This window comes from Vibrio ziniensis, from assembly GCF_011064285.1.
GTDB classification, from domain to species: domain Bacteria; phylum Pseudomonadota; class Gammaproteobacteria; order Enterobacterales; family Vibrionaceae; genus Vibrio; species Vibrio ziniensis.
In genome coordinates this window covers 59,481-74,846 of the sequence record NZ_CP049332.1, presented here as the reverse complement: position 1 = coordinate 74,846, position 15,366 = coordinate 59,481, and the positions used below count along the sequence as shown (strand labels likewise).

Genomic DNA, 15,366 nt, shown 5'->3' with positions numbered 1-15,366 from the left:
TTAACCGAACCCTTTATGCAGCATTTATACCGGGTACTGCCGCTTATCATTCATCTGAAGCAAGCAATCCAAACCATAAGTTCAAGCTTAGGTAAGGTGTGTATGCATGCTGGAAAAATATCTTATCAGGTTTGTTGCTAATTTTTAATGGACGCTGAAATTATCACCTTCACTAAACGCATTCAAGATAGTGAAGGTGAGGTTTCATGAGTTTTGTAGTGGTTTCTCTGTATCTTCGACTACCGTAGGATAACCAATTGTTTCCTGACGTAATACTGGTTGATTGAAGTCCGCTTTCTCTTTAGCTTTTTCTAGCTCACTATCTTCGCTTCTAAATAATGCTTCTAAAACTTCCGAAGCAGCGGTTGTTAGAACAAACAGTTCAATTCGACGGTTTTCACTGCCAGTCGGTTTCTCTGGGTTGAGTAACGCTCTGTCTGACATTCCCGTTACCTGCATAACTCGATCGTCAGGCATGCCACCCGCAACCAAGGTTTGACGAGCCACATTTGCCCTATTAGCAGACAGCTCCCAGTTCGTTTTACTACTAAAAGCCTTCTTGAAAGCGACTGAATCGGTGTGCCCACTGATGATCAATGAATTTTTTACTCGTTGGAAAATCGGTGCAAGCGCCAAAAGAAGATCTTCGAAGTAGGGCGTGAGTTCGGTATCTCCGCGACCAAACATGTGTTGTTTAAAATCATCTTGTAGAACGATACGTAATCCTTGTGGCGTTACTGAAACAAACACATTTCCCTGAGCGTTAATCTGTTTAATCATGTCTTCGATAACTTTAGCTAAAACAGCAAGCTCTTCTTGTGTATCAAATGTACCATCAATTAAAGAATCAGATTCAGGACCTTCGCCGTCCCCACTATAAAAAGAAGTTACAGTATGGTTAGAATCCGCCTTGCTCGGGACGGTAGACGAATTGGTTTCAAGATCGATAGGTGACAAGCTCTGTGATGTATCAAAAGGGTTACCAGCGCTATCAAATATACTGGCTTTGGCGATTTGGGCTACGATGGCCTGACGCTCTTTTTCATTTGATACTTGCATAATCCACAATACAAGGAACAAAGCCATAAGAGCGATCATGAAATCCGCAAACGCAACTTTCCATGCTCCACCATGATATTCATCGTGTTCGCTAGCTTTGGCTCGCTTAAACACTATATGTTCTTTTTGCATTATGCCTCCTGCTCAATCAACCATTTTTCCATTTCGCTAAAAGTAGGCTTAATATCGAGCTGAATATGCTTACGACCAGCGTCAATAGCGAGTAAGGTTGGCTTCTTAGCTACATAGGCGACTAAACTGGCACGGATACATTCGAATGCAGACATATTGCGCTTCACACGTTGTGCCATTGCATTGCTTAGAGGATCTAAGCAGCAGTAACAACCAAAAATGCCGATAAAAGTCCCGACAAGTGCTGCTGCAACGTGGTGACCGATTAGAGCAATAGAACCATCGATTGACTGCATGGTAATAATGATGCCTCCTACAGCGGCCAGAATACCAAAGCCAGGTAACGCTTCGGCAGTGCGCTGGATTGAACGTGATGGCACCATCAAATCGGCTTGAACGGCTTCAATTTCCTGTTCGAGCAACCCTTCAAGTTCATGCGGAGACATCTGTCCCATAGCCATCAACCGTAAATTATCTGCGATAAATGCGACGATACGATAATCTTTCGCAATACGTGGGTAACGAGTGAAGATGCTACTTTCGTCAGGATTTTCAATATGCTGGTCTAGAGACTTAAAGCCACTGACACGCACCGTTTCCAAAAGAATCTGCAGTACTGCCATCAGCTCCATGTAATAACGCTGTTCTTCTTTGGGTTGGCGTAAAGTCATACGGAATTGGAGGCGCATTTCTTTTATCACGTGCGGTGGGTTACCAATAATAATGGAACCTAACGCTGCACCGATAATAATCAGGAACTCTGCGGGTTGCCAGATAGCAAGCAAACTACCGCCGGCCCATACATAACCGCCAAATACACATAATAAAATTATGACGGCTCCAAGAAACTTTTGCATAAGTGACTCCTAAGAAGACAAATGATGATTGAGTTGGTTGAGTGCCTGTTTGTGTAACTGACAAACACGGGCTGGTGTTAAATCGAGTACGAGCGCGATTTCGTTTAAGTTAAGTTCGTGTTGATAAAACAGATTCAGCATCAGTTGATCTCGTTTGTTTAGTTGCTCAACAGCGTGTTCTAAGCTGCGACGTGTATGCTCATGAGCGATACTGTCGTGGCTATCTTCGGAATAGTTTTCTATACCGTTTTCAATCAGTTGATCCAGGCTCTGCATTTCACCTGCAACTAAGGCATTTAGTCGAGAGTGGTAATCTTTCCCGTCAGTTCCCAGAGCTTCAATTATCTCACTTTCTGACGGCTGACGGCCGAGCTTACGAGTTAAATCACGAGTGACATCGTTGAGTTCATGTGCATCTTGACGTGTTTTTCTAGATCGCCAGTCGAGTCTACGTAGTTCATCAAGAATCGCCCCTCGGATACGGCACACGGCAAATGCAGGGAAGTTTGGGTCATCAATATTGCCGTAACGACGCCCAGCTTCGAGTAAGCCAATTAATCCGATCTGCTGCATATCTTCCACGCTGCAGTGAGTATTGGCATGGACTCTAAGTTGGTTTGAAATACGTTTAACTAGATGTTGATATTGGCTAAGTAAGCGGTTTTCATCGATTGCAACTGTGGGGGTGCAAATCTCATCAGAACTGCTGTAGGCATCTTGATACTGCATATCCAACATGATTTTTGACCTTACTGGACGACAAACTTAGTAAGAAGTACATCATCAATGTTCTTAAGAATGTCTGTTTTATCAAACGCTGCAAGAACAGATTGCTTAACTTCCTGTTGTAATTGGTCGATAACGCCTTCTTGTTGAATATCTTCGTAGGTTTTATCGCTAAATAATTTGATCATCGAATTGTGCACAACGGGCATGTAATCGTTGATGTTTTCTATCGCTTCTGGGTAACGAGTTTCCACTGCAATTTCTAACATTAGAAAATGGTTCTGTTTAGCGCCTTTGATACTCAGTACCACTTTTTCCAATGAGCGAAAGCTCGGCATCTGAACTTGCCCATTGGATTTACTAACCAAAAATGCCAATGGCGTTTTAGTTAACAAACCATTCGGTTCACTACTGCTATTGGACTTTAAATACATAATTCCACCGAAAACAATACCGCCAGTGACGAGGATGTTGGTGAGCAAAATCATGATAAACATAGGAATAAATTGTTTGGCGGACATAACCGTTTCCTCGTAATAGCTTGTTAGGCCTGTGTGTTGAGCCAATGCTCAGCCATTGGGGTATAGCTTGGTTCTAAAGAGCTTTCTTTAGCGGCAAAAATAATGTTACTTTGGTCATCAAACCGCTGTTCTTGTTGTCGCTCGCGTTGACCTGAACCGACATTCACATCAACATGAACGAAGTTTTGTTCCTGTAACTCGGCGCGTAAGCGCTCGGAGACTTGCATTAGTGCTTCTCGTGTCGCAGCAGTACTTGCGTTGATTTGAACACTGAGGCGATCACCTTCTACACGCACAACTAAATCCAGTTTGCCAAGATCGGGTGGGTCAAGACGTATCTTGGCTTCTTGCAGATTTTGTTGAGCTTGTAGGGTTACTCGATCATGTAGTACCTGAAGCATCTGCTCACCCCATTTGCCAGCTTGAGTATCGACTTTTACTGACGCCCATTCTGGTCGACTATCTACCATGGATACGCTGGTACCATAAGTGGCAGGTTGGTTTGGTACAGACTGTATGCTCGGTGATGCTTGAGTTGTTGTTGAACTAACTAGTTCACTACTTACAGTGCTAAGCAGGTTATTGTCTAATAGAGCCGACCCCTTATTTACCGTATGTATCTCTGCAACCTGTGATTGTGCCGGCAATATTGTCTGCACCAAGCTCATTTGAGCCGTTGGTTTCTCGTGTGCGGTTAAAGGCACGTGTTGAACCGAAACTGTCAGAGAATTCACTACTGTCGCTTGAGCAGTTTGCTCGGTGTCTTCGCTAGCAGTTTGTTCATCAGTCTTATATTTAGATACTGTTTGATCTTCATGCTGCACTGGTGTAGCAGATATCAACAATGAAGGCTGGCCAAGGCTGAATACTTCTACAGCACCTTCCTCATTAGTACTAAAGCCACGAGCTCGAGTAACAACACCGCTAAAAGTACCATTTTCTATATTTGGCATTGCCCCTTGTTGAGGGACGGAAAGTCCTTGCATCTTTATCCCTCCGCAGACATGGTCGCCTGATAGGCCACAGCCCGTTCTTGTTGATCATTGACCGTCGACATCTGCGATTCTAACTCTGATGTTGCCAACCGTAGGGCATCATAAGCAGCCTTATGCGCCGCTTTTACTTCAGTAACATGCGGAGCTATTTGGGGGTCACTTAGGAACTGCTGGCAGGTCGTCAAAAGCTCATTAAGTTCGGCATCGCATCTGCGCAGAGCCCGCCAGTCTTGTATCTTGGTCGCTATTTTTATCCGATGAGAGATAAAGCGAAACCGCTCAGGAGAGACGCTATGCATATTGGCCAAAATTGATCCATCCTTCTCTTATGTTAGCCATAACGGTTTCAACGTTACTAAGGCGCTCCACATCTTTCTGAACACTTGCTTGATAAAGCTCAACCTGACAGTAGTCGTATAACTGGTGGAGATTTTCTGCTAATTCACCACCGGTTTTCATGTCTAGTGCACTGTCTAGGCCGATTAAAATATTCATGCATTTATTAATGCCAGTACCTTTAGCCGCCAAGCGTCCTTCACTTAGGTGCCCACGTACACGCTCGATTTCATCCAATAAGCCATCAATAAGCATCACGACTAATTGGTGAGGACTTGCCGCCGCCGCCTGTGCATTTAAATCAACTTGCTGATATGAGTCGTAACCAGAGTCCATTAACATAAATTTTTCTCCTGAAGCCGATTTAGCCGAACAACGACATGGTCTGGCTCATTTGGGTAATAATTTGGTTCATTTGAGTAAATTGTTTCAAATAGCGGTTGTATGAGGCTTCAAACTTGCGCTCCAAAACCTCTTGCTTATCGTCAATACGATCAAGGGTCTGACGAATGGCATCTTTGCGTGATGAGAACATGCCAGAACCGTATTTAAGGTATGGATTTAACAGGTCATCAATTGAATCAAACAGATTACCGTCACCGTTGAAGAAGGATTCCAGACCTGCGCTATTTGTTGCCTGAACTTCAGCAAACTTGTCGCTATCAATACTCATAGTTCCAGTGCGGCTGATTTCAATGCCAAGGTTGCTCAAACGCATACCGTCAAATTCACTTCGGACCAGTGCTCTTAGCTGAGATTCAATTGACCGCACCGTTGAATCACTTGCTAGAGGGCCACGGCTTGTATCTTCATCACCAACAGCGGTGTATTTATCAATTGTTGACATCAGGCTGTTATAGGCATTGATGATGGTCGTCATCTGCTCTTCTGTACCTTCCTTATCGGCACCAACAGCCATAGACAGTGCGGCTTCACCAGTGGTTTGAGCCTTCGTTACCGTAATATCTACACCGTCAATAACATCTTCAAAGGTGTTGCTACTGCTGGTTAATTGCAGACCAGTGCCTTGTGCACCAAGCCAGATAACCGCATCTTGAGGTGCTGATATTTCTGTTAGGTTGGTGAATGCGTCTTCAAACCAGGTCTGTCCTGTACCTGACGCACTGACGTTAATGGTGTTAGCTACGCCAGTTTCTGTACTGGAAAGCATAAAATAGGTTTGTCCGTTAGAACGCACTAAAGTCGCGTTCACTCCTGGATTGGATGCATCGTTATTGATAGCAGTAACCAGTTCCGCCATGGTTGATAGACCGTCGCCATTACTGTCGATAGTAGACAAATCCAATGACATTGTTTCACCATTGATAGTGAAATCTAGAGTACCTGTGGAAGGTACTTCAGTAGTAGAGTTTAGGTCGACAGGCATGTCAGCAGATACCTGGTGTGCAGTCGCCAATTGTTCAACAAAGATCTGGTAGCTACCAGAAAGTGCTGTAGCATCCGCTGTAGCAGAGAAATAACCTTCGGTTGATACTGTTGCGCTGTTCTGAACAATACTGCTTGTTGAGCTATTCATTGAAGTGATAGCCGTACGAAATTCTTTAAGAGCCGTTTCGATTTTACCCAGCGCAGTCAATTGCGACTGATACGTTGTACTTTGCGTATCATAACGAGTTTGAAATGATTGCACGTCATACGTAGCAAGTTGTGTTGCCATAGTTATTGGATCTATCGAACTCATTTGGTTGCTCCCTGTATATCAGCCTGAGTGCCACTTATTTCCGGCCTAATACACACCAGATATGAATAGACTTCATATATCAAGATGCATGCCATCAATAAATGCATATAAAAACAATTAGATAGATGATTTTTTGGCAAAAGGCGGAAGTTATACTTCCCAATGGGCAATTCCGCCTTTTCCACTATGATAAATAGGCTATCTAAGTAGGTAAGGCGACATGATTCGGAAGATGATTAAATTTAAAAGGGCATTTCGGCGAGAGAAGGAGTCCTGAATTCTCTATTTGGAAGGACAGAAGAGCAAAGAGCATTAACAAAAAACCTCCTACGAGAGGAGGTTTTTAACAGGAAGTATTTACAGCTATTTATTAGCGAAGTAAAGAAATTGCCATGCTTGGAATCTGGTTAGTTTGAGACAAGATAGTTGTACCAGCTTGCATCAACATTTGGTTCTTAGTCATGTTTGAAGATTCAACAGCGTAGTCAGCGTCAGTGATACGACCTTTCGCAGCAGAAGTGTTTTCAATCATGTTGCCTAAGTTAGCAATAGTGTGGTCAAGACGGTTCATTGTTGCACCTAGTCCAGCACGAGCTGTACCTACAGCCGCTAGAGCATCAGCCATCTCATCCATTGTAGTTGATGCGTCAGCTTGAGTGCCCAGGCCAGTGTAACCTGCAGTAAGGTTATCGTACGCTGCACCAACACCAGTATCAACAGTAGTAGATAGGTCTAAAGTTTCAGCAGATGAAGAACCGATTTGCAGAGTCAAACCACCAGTTTTAATACCTGAAGTAGTTAGCAGTGTGTCACCTGCGTAAGTGGTGTTGTCCATGATGTTAACTAATTCAGCACTTAGTTCAGTGAATTCTGCGTTAAGAGCTGTTAGGTCATCAGCACTGTTAGTACCGTTAGCTGCTTGTGTAGCTAGGTCGTTCATACGGTATAGGATGTTTGTTGCTTCATCAAACGCACCCTCAGCTGTCTGTAGCATAGACTGACCATCTTGTGCGTTACGTTGTGCTACGCTCATACCACGAGTGTTTAGCTCAAGGCGAGTAGAGATTTGTAGACCAGCAGCATCATCCGCTGCAGAGTTAATGCGAAGACCAGTACTTAGACGTTCCATCGCAGTGTTTAGTAGCTCATTAGTACCGTTCAACGTGTTTTGAGTAACAAGTGAAGCGTAGTTAGTGTGCATTGATAAAGCCATGTTCGATTCCTCAAGTGGTTTCAATATGTTGTTTGGTTCGGGATACTTCCCTGTTCACTACTTAGAGGCGGATGGTTATCTGAGAAAATTAATTAAAAAATGAAGATTTTTGCCAATTAATTTTTAATTGATTTAAATTCAATATGTTATGTAAGTTAAATTTTTACTTACTAATCATGTGTACAGGTAAAGGAGAGGTGACGAGTGGGCTTGTTAGTGAATAAATACTCGTTCCCATAGGGTGTTTGGGAACGAATAATTGATGGTTGTAGCTGGTAAGAAATATACGTTAGCTGCTTATGAGTAATCATTATCTGAAACATCAAAGTTTCGAAATGACATCGAAGTAGGGATGTCACTAAAATAGCCGAAGTAGTAACTTGCACCCAGTAATCTATACTGGTTGAGTTCAATTTTACTCGCGACTCTTCCCGCGACCCATTTATATCGGCGTTGACGAAGAAAACGAGCGATGGGTAAAAATGCTTGCCGATCTTCTTTGTTTTCCAACGTAACAGCTAGTTTAATCATATCAGGCTTGAACAGAGTCACTTGCTCAAAATCCTCGCACGGTGCGTAAAGTTCAAACCATACCGCGTAAGCCGCCTTTTGGATTTGCTCTACAAACAGCTTCAGTTCATCGGCAGACGATAAAGGGAACTGTACCTGTATTGACGGAACGATATGGGAAAAAGTTTCCATATGATGCTCGAAGAGCTGCTCAACGAAAAATTTCCCATGTGGCCATAGTAAAGTATCGCCCCTTAAAGGGACAACGACGTTACTGATTAAACTAGGATGGAATGTATCTAACTGAAATCGTGTTTGTCGTAGTGCCAGATAGAGGCTGTAAAGATCTAAGCAATATGCCATTTTATCTGACAGTTCAAATTGATATACGCTTTGCTCTCCCCGACTACCGAAACGAAGTGTCAGATGTTGATATTCGACTTCTCCCATAGCGGTTTCTCTAATCGCCTGACAAGCATGACGAATATCATTATGTTTGAATGCTTCAAACACCATGGCATCATCGTCAGTGGTGACATTTTTTTCAATGAGATCACTGAGATAGTTGTACAGACTCTGAAAAGAAAATAGTTTAGCCAAGGTTACCTACCACACTTATCTGTTTGTTTTCAGGAATTTCATTATATGAAAGAACGGCCAAACCTTGTGCAAAAGTTCGTGCATATCTTGCAACAAGAGGGCGAAGTTGAGGCATCACCAGCAGAATTGGTGGTATACCTTGTTGTTTCATTTGTTGTCTGAGTAGCGGTAAGTTTTGCTGAAATTGTCCGAGAATATTCGGTTCGACAGGGAAACTATCTAACATAATTACACCACTGGCCTGCGCTTGTTGCAGTGAAGTCATTAGCATTTGCTCCAATTCATCGGATAGAGCGTAGACTTTTATTTCCTGTTTTTGACCGGCTAACAGATTAATCAATGTACGGCGTAGGGCGCAACGTACATCTGCGGCGAGTAAAATAGGATCTTTAGTGTTTTCAGATGACTCAAGCATGGTATTAGCTATGGTTCTAATGTCTTTGAGTGGTACCTGATCGAGCAGAAGTTGGCGGTAAACTTTAAGCTGTTGAGCTGGGCGTAATGCTGCTGCAAGTGCCTCCGCCAACTTAGGTGCTTGAGCTGTTAAACGCTGGTTCATTGCATTAACATCATCATGATTAAAAAGCTCCGCTAGGTTGGTTTTCATCACTTTACTAATGTGTGTTGCAACAACAGTTGCATCGTCGACTACCTGATAACCCATGTTAAGCGCTCGCGCTTTTTGGTTATGTTCAATCCATACCGCAGGTAACTGATAGGCCGGGTCACTGCCGAGAATACCATCAATTTCTCCATATGTTTCGCCAACGGCAATAGCCATCAAACGTTCAGGTTCGATAAATCCTTCTTCTACAATCTCACCGTTAAGCGAAATAGTATATTGATTGGGCTTTAGGTTGAGATTATCGCGTATGCTAACTTCAGGTAACAGAAAGCCGACTTGCTCAGAAAGATTGCGGCGTATCCCCCTGATACGTTGTGTCAACGGTGCACCTTGTTCTTTATTAACCAAATGCACTAAACGGTAACCAAGCGACAGGCTAATTGATTGAACGTGAGGGATATCTTCCCAGCTTAATGTGATATCTTCACTCTGTTTCATTGCTCTAGATAGCGCAGAAACTTCTTCAAGCTGTGTATCTTCAATCGGACGCTTAGTTTGACGCCAACCAGCAAAAGCAACAACCGCTGAAAATGTGAAAAAGGCTAAATGTGGCATCCCTGGCACTACGCCGATTACAGCCATAATAGCAGCAACAGTATAAAGCGTTGAAGGTGTTGCTAATAACTGCTTGTACATTGTCTGCGACATGTCATTGTCGCTGTCATTAATCCGAGTAACAATAATTGCAGCAGAGGTTGCTAAAAGCAGTGAAGGGATTTGTGCGACTAACCCATCCCCGATGGTCAGTAATGCATAAGTTTTAAATGCCTCAGAGGCTGCCATGCCGTGTTCAAAAACACCGATAGCGACACCGCCAATGATGTTGATAAACAGGATCATCAAACCTGCGATGGCGTCACCACGAACAAATTTGGAGGCACCGTCCATTGAACCATGGAAATCGGCTTCATTAGCGACTTCACGACGACGCAGACGCGCTGCTTCTTGATCTATCAAGCCTGCATTTAAGTCAGCATCAATCGCCATTTGTTTGCCCGGTAAAGCATCTAAGGTGAAACGAGCAGATACTTCAGATATTCGCTCTCCACCTTTGGTAATAACGACGAAGTTAATAATCATCAGAATGATGAATATCACCATACCAACGACGTAGTTACCGCCAATAACCACTTCACCAAATGCCTGAATAACTTTACCTGCAGCATCTCCACCGTTGTGACCTTCTAGAAGAACAATACGGGTAGAAGCTACGTTCAGTGTCAGACGTAATAAGGTTGTTACTAATAGAATGGTAGGAAAGATCGAAAAATCCAGCGGACGTTTAGCGGTAGTACTGACTAAAAGTACCAGAATTGCGAGTACAATGTTAAACGTGAACAAAGAGTCGAGTAACAAAGGCGGCAGTGGAAGTATGACCATTGCCAGAACCATAAGTAAAACAATTGGAATACCAATATATGATTTACTTGTACTTTGTAATTGTTTTAACCGGTCAAACATCCGAACAGTCCTATATCGTTACTTATTAATGCTGCAAATTTTTAGGTATTGAGAAATGGGGAAGTGGCATTGGTTGCTCACCTTTTCCATTACGGAATGATTTTAATTGCAGCACATACGTTAAAATGTGTGCCACCGCGACATAAAGCTGGCTTGGTATGGCCTGTTCAATAGCGGTTGTATAGTAAATTGAACGCGTTAGCGGAGGTGAATTAATGATTTCTACATTATTTTCCCGAGCAATTCGCTGAATGTGCATAGCCGTTTCATCGACACCTTTAGCGATCACAAAGGGAGCTTCGGATAGCGATGTGTCGTATTTTAAAGCGACCGCGTAATGTGTAGGGTTCACAATGACTACATCGGCCTTAGGTACCATCTTATCAACACGACGTCGGGCAAATTGCTGCTGAATCTGGCGAATACGTTGTTTGACTTCTGGTCTACCTTCGTTACTTTTATACTCTTCTTTGAGCTCCTGCTTCGTCATCTTTAGCTCTTTTAGATGTTCCCAGCGTTGGTATGGAATATCTATCAGACCAAAAAGAAGCAGAACACCACCCATCATTAGTAATCCATCAAATAGAATATTCATGATCAACACTACTCCTTGATTAAGTGGGAGTTGTTGCATCGATAGTAACGATTGTAGATTGCTGTTCATGTACCAGTACAATACTAATGAGATCACTGAAACTTTTAGCGTTGATTTGAGTAACTCAATTAACGAACGGGTAGAAAACATACGTTTAAAACCTGCGAACGGACTCAGTTTATTCAGTTTAGGTAACAGATTGGCCGGACGGAAAAACCAACCACCTAGAATCATGCTGCCACCCACAGCCGTAATCATGATTACAACAAACATCGGGACTAATAGTTCGACCAAAATGACCAAACTGTGTTCGAGCTTTTCAACCATAATGAGAGGGTTTTCCAGCTCCAGATGTGTGAGTGCCATGTTGTAACGAAAAATACCAGTGATGGTTTTCCATATGGAAGGCAGCTGTGAAGCAAAATAATAAGCGACAGCAAGGAAAATAACAGATGCAGTAAATTCTTTCGCTCGGGGGATCTGTCCTTGCTGTCTGGCTTTTTTTATCTTCTGAGGGGAAGCCTTTTCGGTTTTATCTTGAGATGTTGATTCGCTCATGCATTCCCCACCATAAATTGATTAAGAAAACGTAAAGCGTCATGAACTAGCTCGGTGTAGCTCCCGGGGATCCCACTGATTGAAAGTAAAACAGTTAATAGTCCCAATAACATGGTCATAGGAAAACCTAATGCATACACATTAAGGCTTGGTGCTGCTCGGTTCATGACGCCAAAGCTAATGTTAGCCAGTAGCATTGCTACAATGGCTGGTAGAGCCAAAGCAAGTGCCGCTGAAAACATCCAACCAAATACTGCAACAATCGTTTTGATAGACAATACAGAGATTCCTGAACCGACCGGCCATACTTCGAAGCTTTGAATCAATACGTCAATAACTAATAGATGACCTTCCAGAGCTAGGAATAATAAAGTGGTAAATATTAGGAAAATGCGCCCAAGAATGGGAACTGATAATCCATTAACAGGGTCATTCATCATTGCCATGCCTAAACCCATTTGCAAAGAAACAATCTGCCCCAACATTGTGAATACGGTAAACAACATGTGGATGATTAATCCAAACAGCAATCCCCAAACTGCTTGCTCAAAGGCAAGAAATAGCGATGTCATAGAGAATAGCCCAACTTCAGGCATAGCTGGCATCAGTGGGGCGGTGATCACTGTAATAGAGAGGGCAAGCAAAGTTCTTATCCAGACAGGGATAAGTAAGTCGCCAAAGATTGGCATTGATATAAAAGCCGCCCCAATACGGAAAAAGGGCCACCATAATTGACCTAACCAGCTAGATATCTCGCTGAACGTAAATTCCATCAGCCAAGCATTCCCGGTATGTTCAGAAACAGGTATTCAAATAACTCCATAATCTGGCGGATCATCCAGTGTCCTGCAAAAATCACCATCAACAATGTGACGATAAGGCGAGGTAAGAAGCTTAACGTTTGTTCGTTGATCTGCGTTGCTGCCTGAAATACAGCAACACTAAGACCAACAATAAGCCCCGGTATGACCAGCACAGCAACAATGAGAATAATTAACCAAACTGCCTGGGAGATAATGGTGACGACGTATTCAGGAGTCATTCAATAATCCTTGGCTTATGGAGCAAAGCTAGCTGAAAGAGTGCCGACGGTCATTGCCCAGCCATCTACAAGTACAAAGATGATTAATTTGAACGGCAAGGAAACGATAAGCGGGGATAGCATCATCATCCCCATGGCCATGAGCACACTCGCAATCACTAAATCGATTACTAGAAAAGGGATAAACAGCATAAAGCCGATTTGAAAGGCGGTTTTCAATTCGCTGATCACAAATGCCGGTAGAACAACAGCAAATGAAATGTCTTCTATATTCTGATCTAAAGGCTCGTTAGCAATACGTAACATTTGCTCAAGAGAACTTTGATGAGTTTGAGCAAGCATGAAGTTACGTACTGGCTTTTCTGCAACTGAAAACGCTTCCATTAAGGTAATTTCACCCTGATCGTATGGCTTAAAAGAGTGTTCGTATACGTCACTCCATACAGGGCGCATGATCAAAATCGTAAGCGCAAGCGCGATACCAACCAATACTCTGTTTGGTGGACTTTGCTGAAGGCCAAGAGCCTGACGAAGGATGGCGAGGACTACGATGATGCGTGTGAAACTGGTGGCCATCATAATAAAAGCAGGTATAAAACTTAATGCTGTCATAAGTAACAGTATTTGCAGTTTTACACTGTACTCTTCCTGAGTGTTACCGTCAGTAACACTGAAAATTGTCAAACCATTTTCTACAGCCAGTGTTGGTAGAGAAAACAACGACAATACTAACGCCAGTACACCTAACCTAAATAAAGAAAGCGGCTTATTCATCGAGAAGACCTGTGATTAGCCGACAGTTGTCAAAGCTGAGTCGATAATGTCAATCAGGCGTAAACCGTACTTTTCGTTTACGATAACAACTTCAGCATGGCCTAATAATGAACCATTGACCTTAACATCTAGCGGTTCACCGTTAAGCTTATCCAGTTCAATTACTGAACCTTCACCCGCCTTCATCAACTCGCCCAGAGAAAGTTCTTTACTGGCAACTTCAAGTGTTACTGTGACAGGAATATTTTTGAAAAAGCTTAAGTCTCTTTCTGTTTTTGGGGCATCTTTGATCACGATATCCTCGTTGGATTCATCAAGGTGAAACTGAGCAAAGTTCAGTTCATCGTCATCAAAGTTCAAAGAGTCTAAAGAGTCGCTCATTTAAGGAGTCCTTATCTTAGTTCAAAATTAAAACGAGTTGACCATCTTGTTCAGCAACTCTACCTGTAAACAGTGGTGCGTTACCGATACTGACGGGGGCAGTAGACAGTAGCTCAATTGGAAGAATGTCTTGTGGTGAAAGACTCAGTACGTCACTAAGAGGCATCGATTTCTTGCTTAACAACACATTCAGTTTTACTGGTGTATTTTTTAGTGAGCGTTGAAACTGAGGTTTCAGATCTTCGTTCGGCTGTAAGTCAAGTTGAGCAATCAGTGTTTGTACCAGTTGGTTATCAAAAATAAGTGTCAACTCACCACAATGTTCCGTGCCGATGGATACATTCAGCTCAGCTTTTAGTCCAATCCCACAAGAAATGTCCTCATCTTTGGCTTGCCACATTTCTTTTGGTGCAATCCACTGACATATGAGTTTTCCAACTCTATCTTGCAGACGTTTGTCACTGCTAGTTATTACGCTGTGTTTACGTACAATATCCGTGCCATAAAAACGATCTGAAAATTTAATTAGTGTTTTTTCATCGAAATGAATAAATAAAGAGCCACTTGCTTCATGACTGTACTGTGAAACCGCTCTCATATTAAAGCTTGTGGCTTGCAATTCAAATATTTCTAATGATTTAGTATTGATATCAATAAATTGGCTATTAAGCCAATTTTGCAATTCAGATATTAATCCATTACTAGAGTCATTAATGATTTTTTCTAACCTGTCACGAATGATATGAATTGGTTTGCCTAATAATTCTACATTTAGAGTTTTTACTTCTGAATTTATATTATGATTTTTTTTTGACATTTATATTTTACCGTTCCATGACAATTTAACAGGGTGGTTTAATGGCGCATTCTAATCATTAAAAAAGATATATTTTTACTCAAAAAAATTGATTATGTGAAGCTGATCGCAAAATAAGATTTGTGATCAAATTCACCTTTTTTTGTGGGGTAAGACTGGATATGATTGCGCAAAATTTATGCAGTTTGAGTGAATTTTAATCTGGCTCGTGTCGTGTTTATTTTTATAACATGCTGTTAATACAGGTTTTAAATGAGTCCCCTAATGTTTTTGTGATTCATGCCGATTCATTGTGTTAGGTTATTTGTGGCTCAATTGAATTTCTTTTGGTGATGGTTTGTGAACGAAAATCTCGTTTTTAACCTTCAACTATTGCTGTTTGCATTACATACCTTTAATAGTGTTTTTATTCTAACTATTAGTTTGTATTGATTTATATATTTAATCAGTGTTGAAATATAT

General features: G+C 42.1%; 17 protein-coding genes. All 17 read right to left on the bottom strand.

Features of this window, described 5'->3' with window-relative positions; genetic code table 11:
- Positions 1-204: 204 nt before the first annotated feature.
- Positions 205-1,191, bottom strand: a complete 987-nt coding sequence (locus G5S32_RS15250; RefSeq protein WP_165312893.1) for a flagellar motor protein MotB — start codon at positions 1,189-1,191, stop codon at positions 205-207.
- Positions 1,191-2,048, bottom strand: a complete 858-nt coding sequence (gene motA / locus G5S32_RS15245; protein WP_165312892.1) for a flagellar motor stator protein MotA — start codon at positions 2,046-2,048, stop codon at positions 1,191-1,193. Before motA ends, G5S32_RS15250 begins: the two co-directional genes overlap by 1 nt.
- A 9-nt stretch (positions 2,049-2,057) precedes the next feature.
- Positions 2,058-2,786: a FliA/WhiG family RNA polymerase sigma factor gene (locus G5S32_RS15240; protein WP_165312891.1), complete on the bottom strand. Its 729-nt coding sequence runs from the start codon at positions 2,784-2,786 to the stop codon at positions 2,058-2,060.
- An 11-nt stretch (positions 2,787-2,797) separates the two neighbouring features.
- A complete protein-coding gene (locus G5S32_RS15235; RefSeq protein ID WP_165312890.1) occupies positions 2,798-3,295 on the bottom strand; it encodes a flagellar basal body-associated FliL family protein in 498 nt (165 codons plus the stop codon).
- Positions 3,296-3,318: 23 nt separating this feature from the next.
- On the bottom strand, positions 3,319-4,281 hold the full coding sequence (locus G5S32_RS21525) for a flagellar hook-length control protein FliK (protein WP_246201157.1): 963 nt from the start codon (positions 4,279-4,281) through the stop codon (positions 3,319-3,321).
- Between the two features lie 2 nt (positions 4,282-4,283).
- Positions 4,284-4,598 (bottom strand): LafD, encoded by a 315-nt coding sequence (locus tag G5S32_RS15225; protein WP_165312889.1) that lies wholly within the window; start codon positions 4,596-4,598, stop codon positions 4,284-4,286.
- The gene (gene fliS, locus G5S32_RS15220) at positions 4,582-4,968 is read right to left on the bottom strand and encodes a flagellar export chaperone FliS (RefSeq protein ID WP_165312888.1); all 387 of its coding nucleotides are present in this window, start codon (positions 4,966-4,968) and stop codon (positions 4,582-4,584) included. Before fliS ends, G5S32_RS15225 begins: the two co-directional genes overlap by 17 nt.
- Before the next feature lie 22 nt (positions 4,969-4,990).
- On the bottom strand, positions 4,991-6,328 hold the full coding sequence (gene fliD / locus G5S32_RS15215; RefSeq protein WP_165312887.1) for a flagellar filament capping protein FliD: 1,338 nt from the start codon (positions 6,326-6,328) through the stop codon (positions 4,991-4,993).
- Between the two features lie 370 nt (positions 6,329-6,698).
- A complete protein-coding gene (gene lafA, locus G5S32_RS15210) occupies positions 6,699-7,541 on the bottom strand; it encodes a lateral flagellin LafA (protein WP_165312886.1) in 843 nt (280 codons plus the stop codon).
- Between the two features lie 297 nt (positions 7,542-7,838).
- On the bottom strand, positions 7,839-8,651 hold the full coding sequence (locus G5S32_RS15205) for an EAL domain-containing protein (protein ID WP_165312885.1): 813 nt from the start codon (positions 8,649-8,651) through the stop codon (positions 7,839-7,841).
- On the bottom strand, positions 8,644-10,737 hold the full coding sequence (locus G5S32_RS15200) for a flagellar biosynthesis protein FlhA (protein ID WP_165312884.1): 2,094 nt from the start codon (positions 10,735-10,737) through the stop codon (positions 8,644-8,646). The genes G5S32_RS15205 and G5S32_RS15200 overlap by 8 nt, the downstream gene beginning before the upstream one ends.
- 25 nt (positions 10,738-10,762) lie before the next feature.
- On the bottom strand, positions 10,763-11,890 hold the full coding sequence (gene flhB / locus G5S32_RS15195) for a flagellar biosynthesis protein FlhB (RefSeq protein ID WP_165312883.1): 1,128 nt from the start codon (positions 11,888-11,890) through the stop codon (positions 10,763-10,765).
- On the bottom strand, positions 11,887-12,663 hold the full coding sequence (gene fliR / locus G5S32_RS15190; RefSeq protein ID WP_165312882.1) for a flagellar biosynthetic protein FliR: 777 nt from the start codon (positions 12,661-12,663) through the stop codon (positions 11,887-11,889). The genes flhB and fliR overlap by 4 nt, the downstream gene beginning before the upstream one ends.
- Positions 12,663-12,932 carry a flagellar biosynthesis protein FliQ gene (fliQ, locus tag G5S32_RS15185; RefSeq protein WP_165312881.1) on the bottom strand — a complete coding sequence of 90 codons (270 nt, stop codon included), beginning with the start codon at positions 12,930-12,932 and terminating at the stop codon, positions 12,663-12,665. The genes fliR and fliQ overlap by 1 nt, the downstream gene beginning before the upstream one ends.
- 15 nt (positions 12,933-12,947) lie before the next feature.
- Entirely contained in the window at positions 12,948-13,706 is a 759-nt protein-coding gene (gene fliP / locus G5S32_RS15180) for a flagellar type III secretion system pore protein FliP (protein ID WP_165312880.1), read from the bottom strand.
- Between the two features lie 15 nt (positions 13,707-13,721).
- Positions 13,722-14,087, bottom strand: a complete 366-nt coding sequence (gene fliN, locus G5S32_RS15175) for a flagellar motor switch protein FliN (RefSeq protein ID WP_165312879.1) — start codon at positions 14,085-14,087, stop codon at positions 13,722-13,724.
- Positions 14,088-14,103: 16 nt separating this feature from the next.
- Positions 14,104-14,904, bottom strand: a complete 801-nt coding sequence (locus G5S32_RS15170; RefSeq protein ID WP_165312878.1) for a FliM/FliN family flagellar motor switch protein — start codon at positions 14,902-14,904, stop codon at positions 14,104-14,106.
- Positions 14,905-15,366 lie beyond the last annotated feature (462 nt).

Bases quoted from the DNA above. Each gene is read 5' to 3' on its own strand.
- fliS (WP_165312888.1), bottom strand. From the start codon at position 4,968: ATGTTAATGGACTCTGGTTACGACTCATATCAGCAAGTTGATTTAAAT.
- G5S32_RS15235 (WP_165312890.1), bottom strand. From the start codon at position 3,295: ATGTCCGCCAAACAATTTATTCCTATGTTTATCATGATTTTGCTCACC.
- motA (WP_165312892.1), bottom strand. From the start codon at position 2,048: ATGCAAAAGTTTCTTGGAGCCGTCATAATTTTATTATGTGTATTTGGC.
- fliD (WP_165312887.1), bottom strand. From the start codon at position 6,328: ATGAGTTCGATAGATCCAATAACTATGGCAACACAACTTGCTACGTAT.
- G5S32_RS15200 (WP_165312884.1), bottom strand. From the start codon at position 10,737: ATGTTTGACCGGTTAAAACAATTACAAAGTACAAGTAAATCATATATT.
- fliN (WP_165312879.1), bottom strand. From the start codon at position 14,087: ATGAGCGACTCTTTAGACTCTTTGAACTTTGATGACGATGAACTGAAC.
- lafA (WP_165312886.1), bottom strand. From the start codon at position 7,541: ATGGCTTTATCAATGCACACTAACTACGCTTCACTTGTTACTCAAAAC.
- G5S32_RS15240 (WP_165312891.1), bottom strand. From the start codon at position 2,786: ATGTTGGATATGCAGTATCAAGATGCCTACAGCAGTTCTGATGAGATT.
- fliQ (WP_165312881.1), bottom strand. From the start codon at position 12,932: ATGACTCCTGAATACGTCGTCACCATTATCTCCCAGGCAGTTTGGTTA.
- flhB (WP_165312883.1), bottom strand. From the start codon at position 11,890: ATGAGCGAATCAACATCTCAAGATAAAACCGAAAAGGCTTCCCCTCAG.
- G5S32_RS15170 (WP_165312878.1), bottom strand. From the start codon at position 14,904: ATGTCAAAAAAAAATCATAATATAAATTCAGAAGTAAAAACTCTAAAT.
- fliR (WP_165312882.1), bottom strand. From the start codon at position 12,663: ATGGAATTTACGTTCAGCGAGATATCTAGCTGGTTAGGTCAATTATGG.
- fliP (WP_165312880.1), bottom strand. From the start codon at position 13,706: ATGAATAAGCCGCTTTCTTTATTTAGGTTAGGTGTACTGGCGTTAGTA.
- G5S32_RS15250 (WP_165312893.1), bottom strand. From the start codon at position 1,191: ATGCAAAAAGAACATATAGTGTTTAAGCGAGCCAAAGCTAGCGAACAC.
- G5S32_RS21525 (WP_246201157.1), bottom strand. From the start codon at position 4,281: ATGCAAGGACTTTCCGTCCCTCAACAAGGGGCAATGCCAAATATAGAA.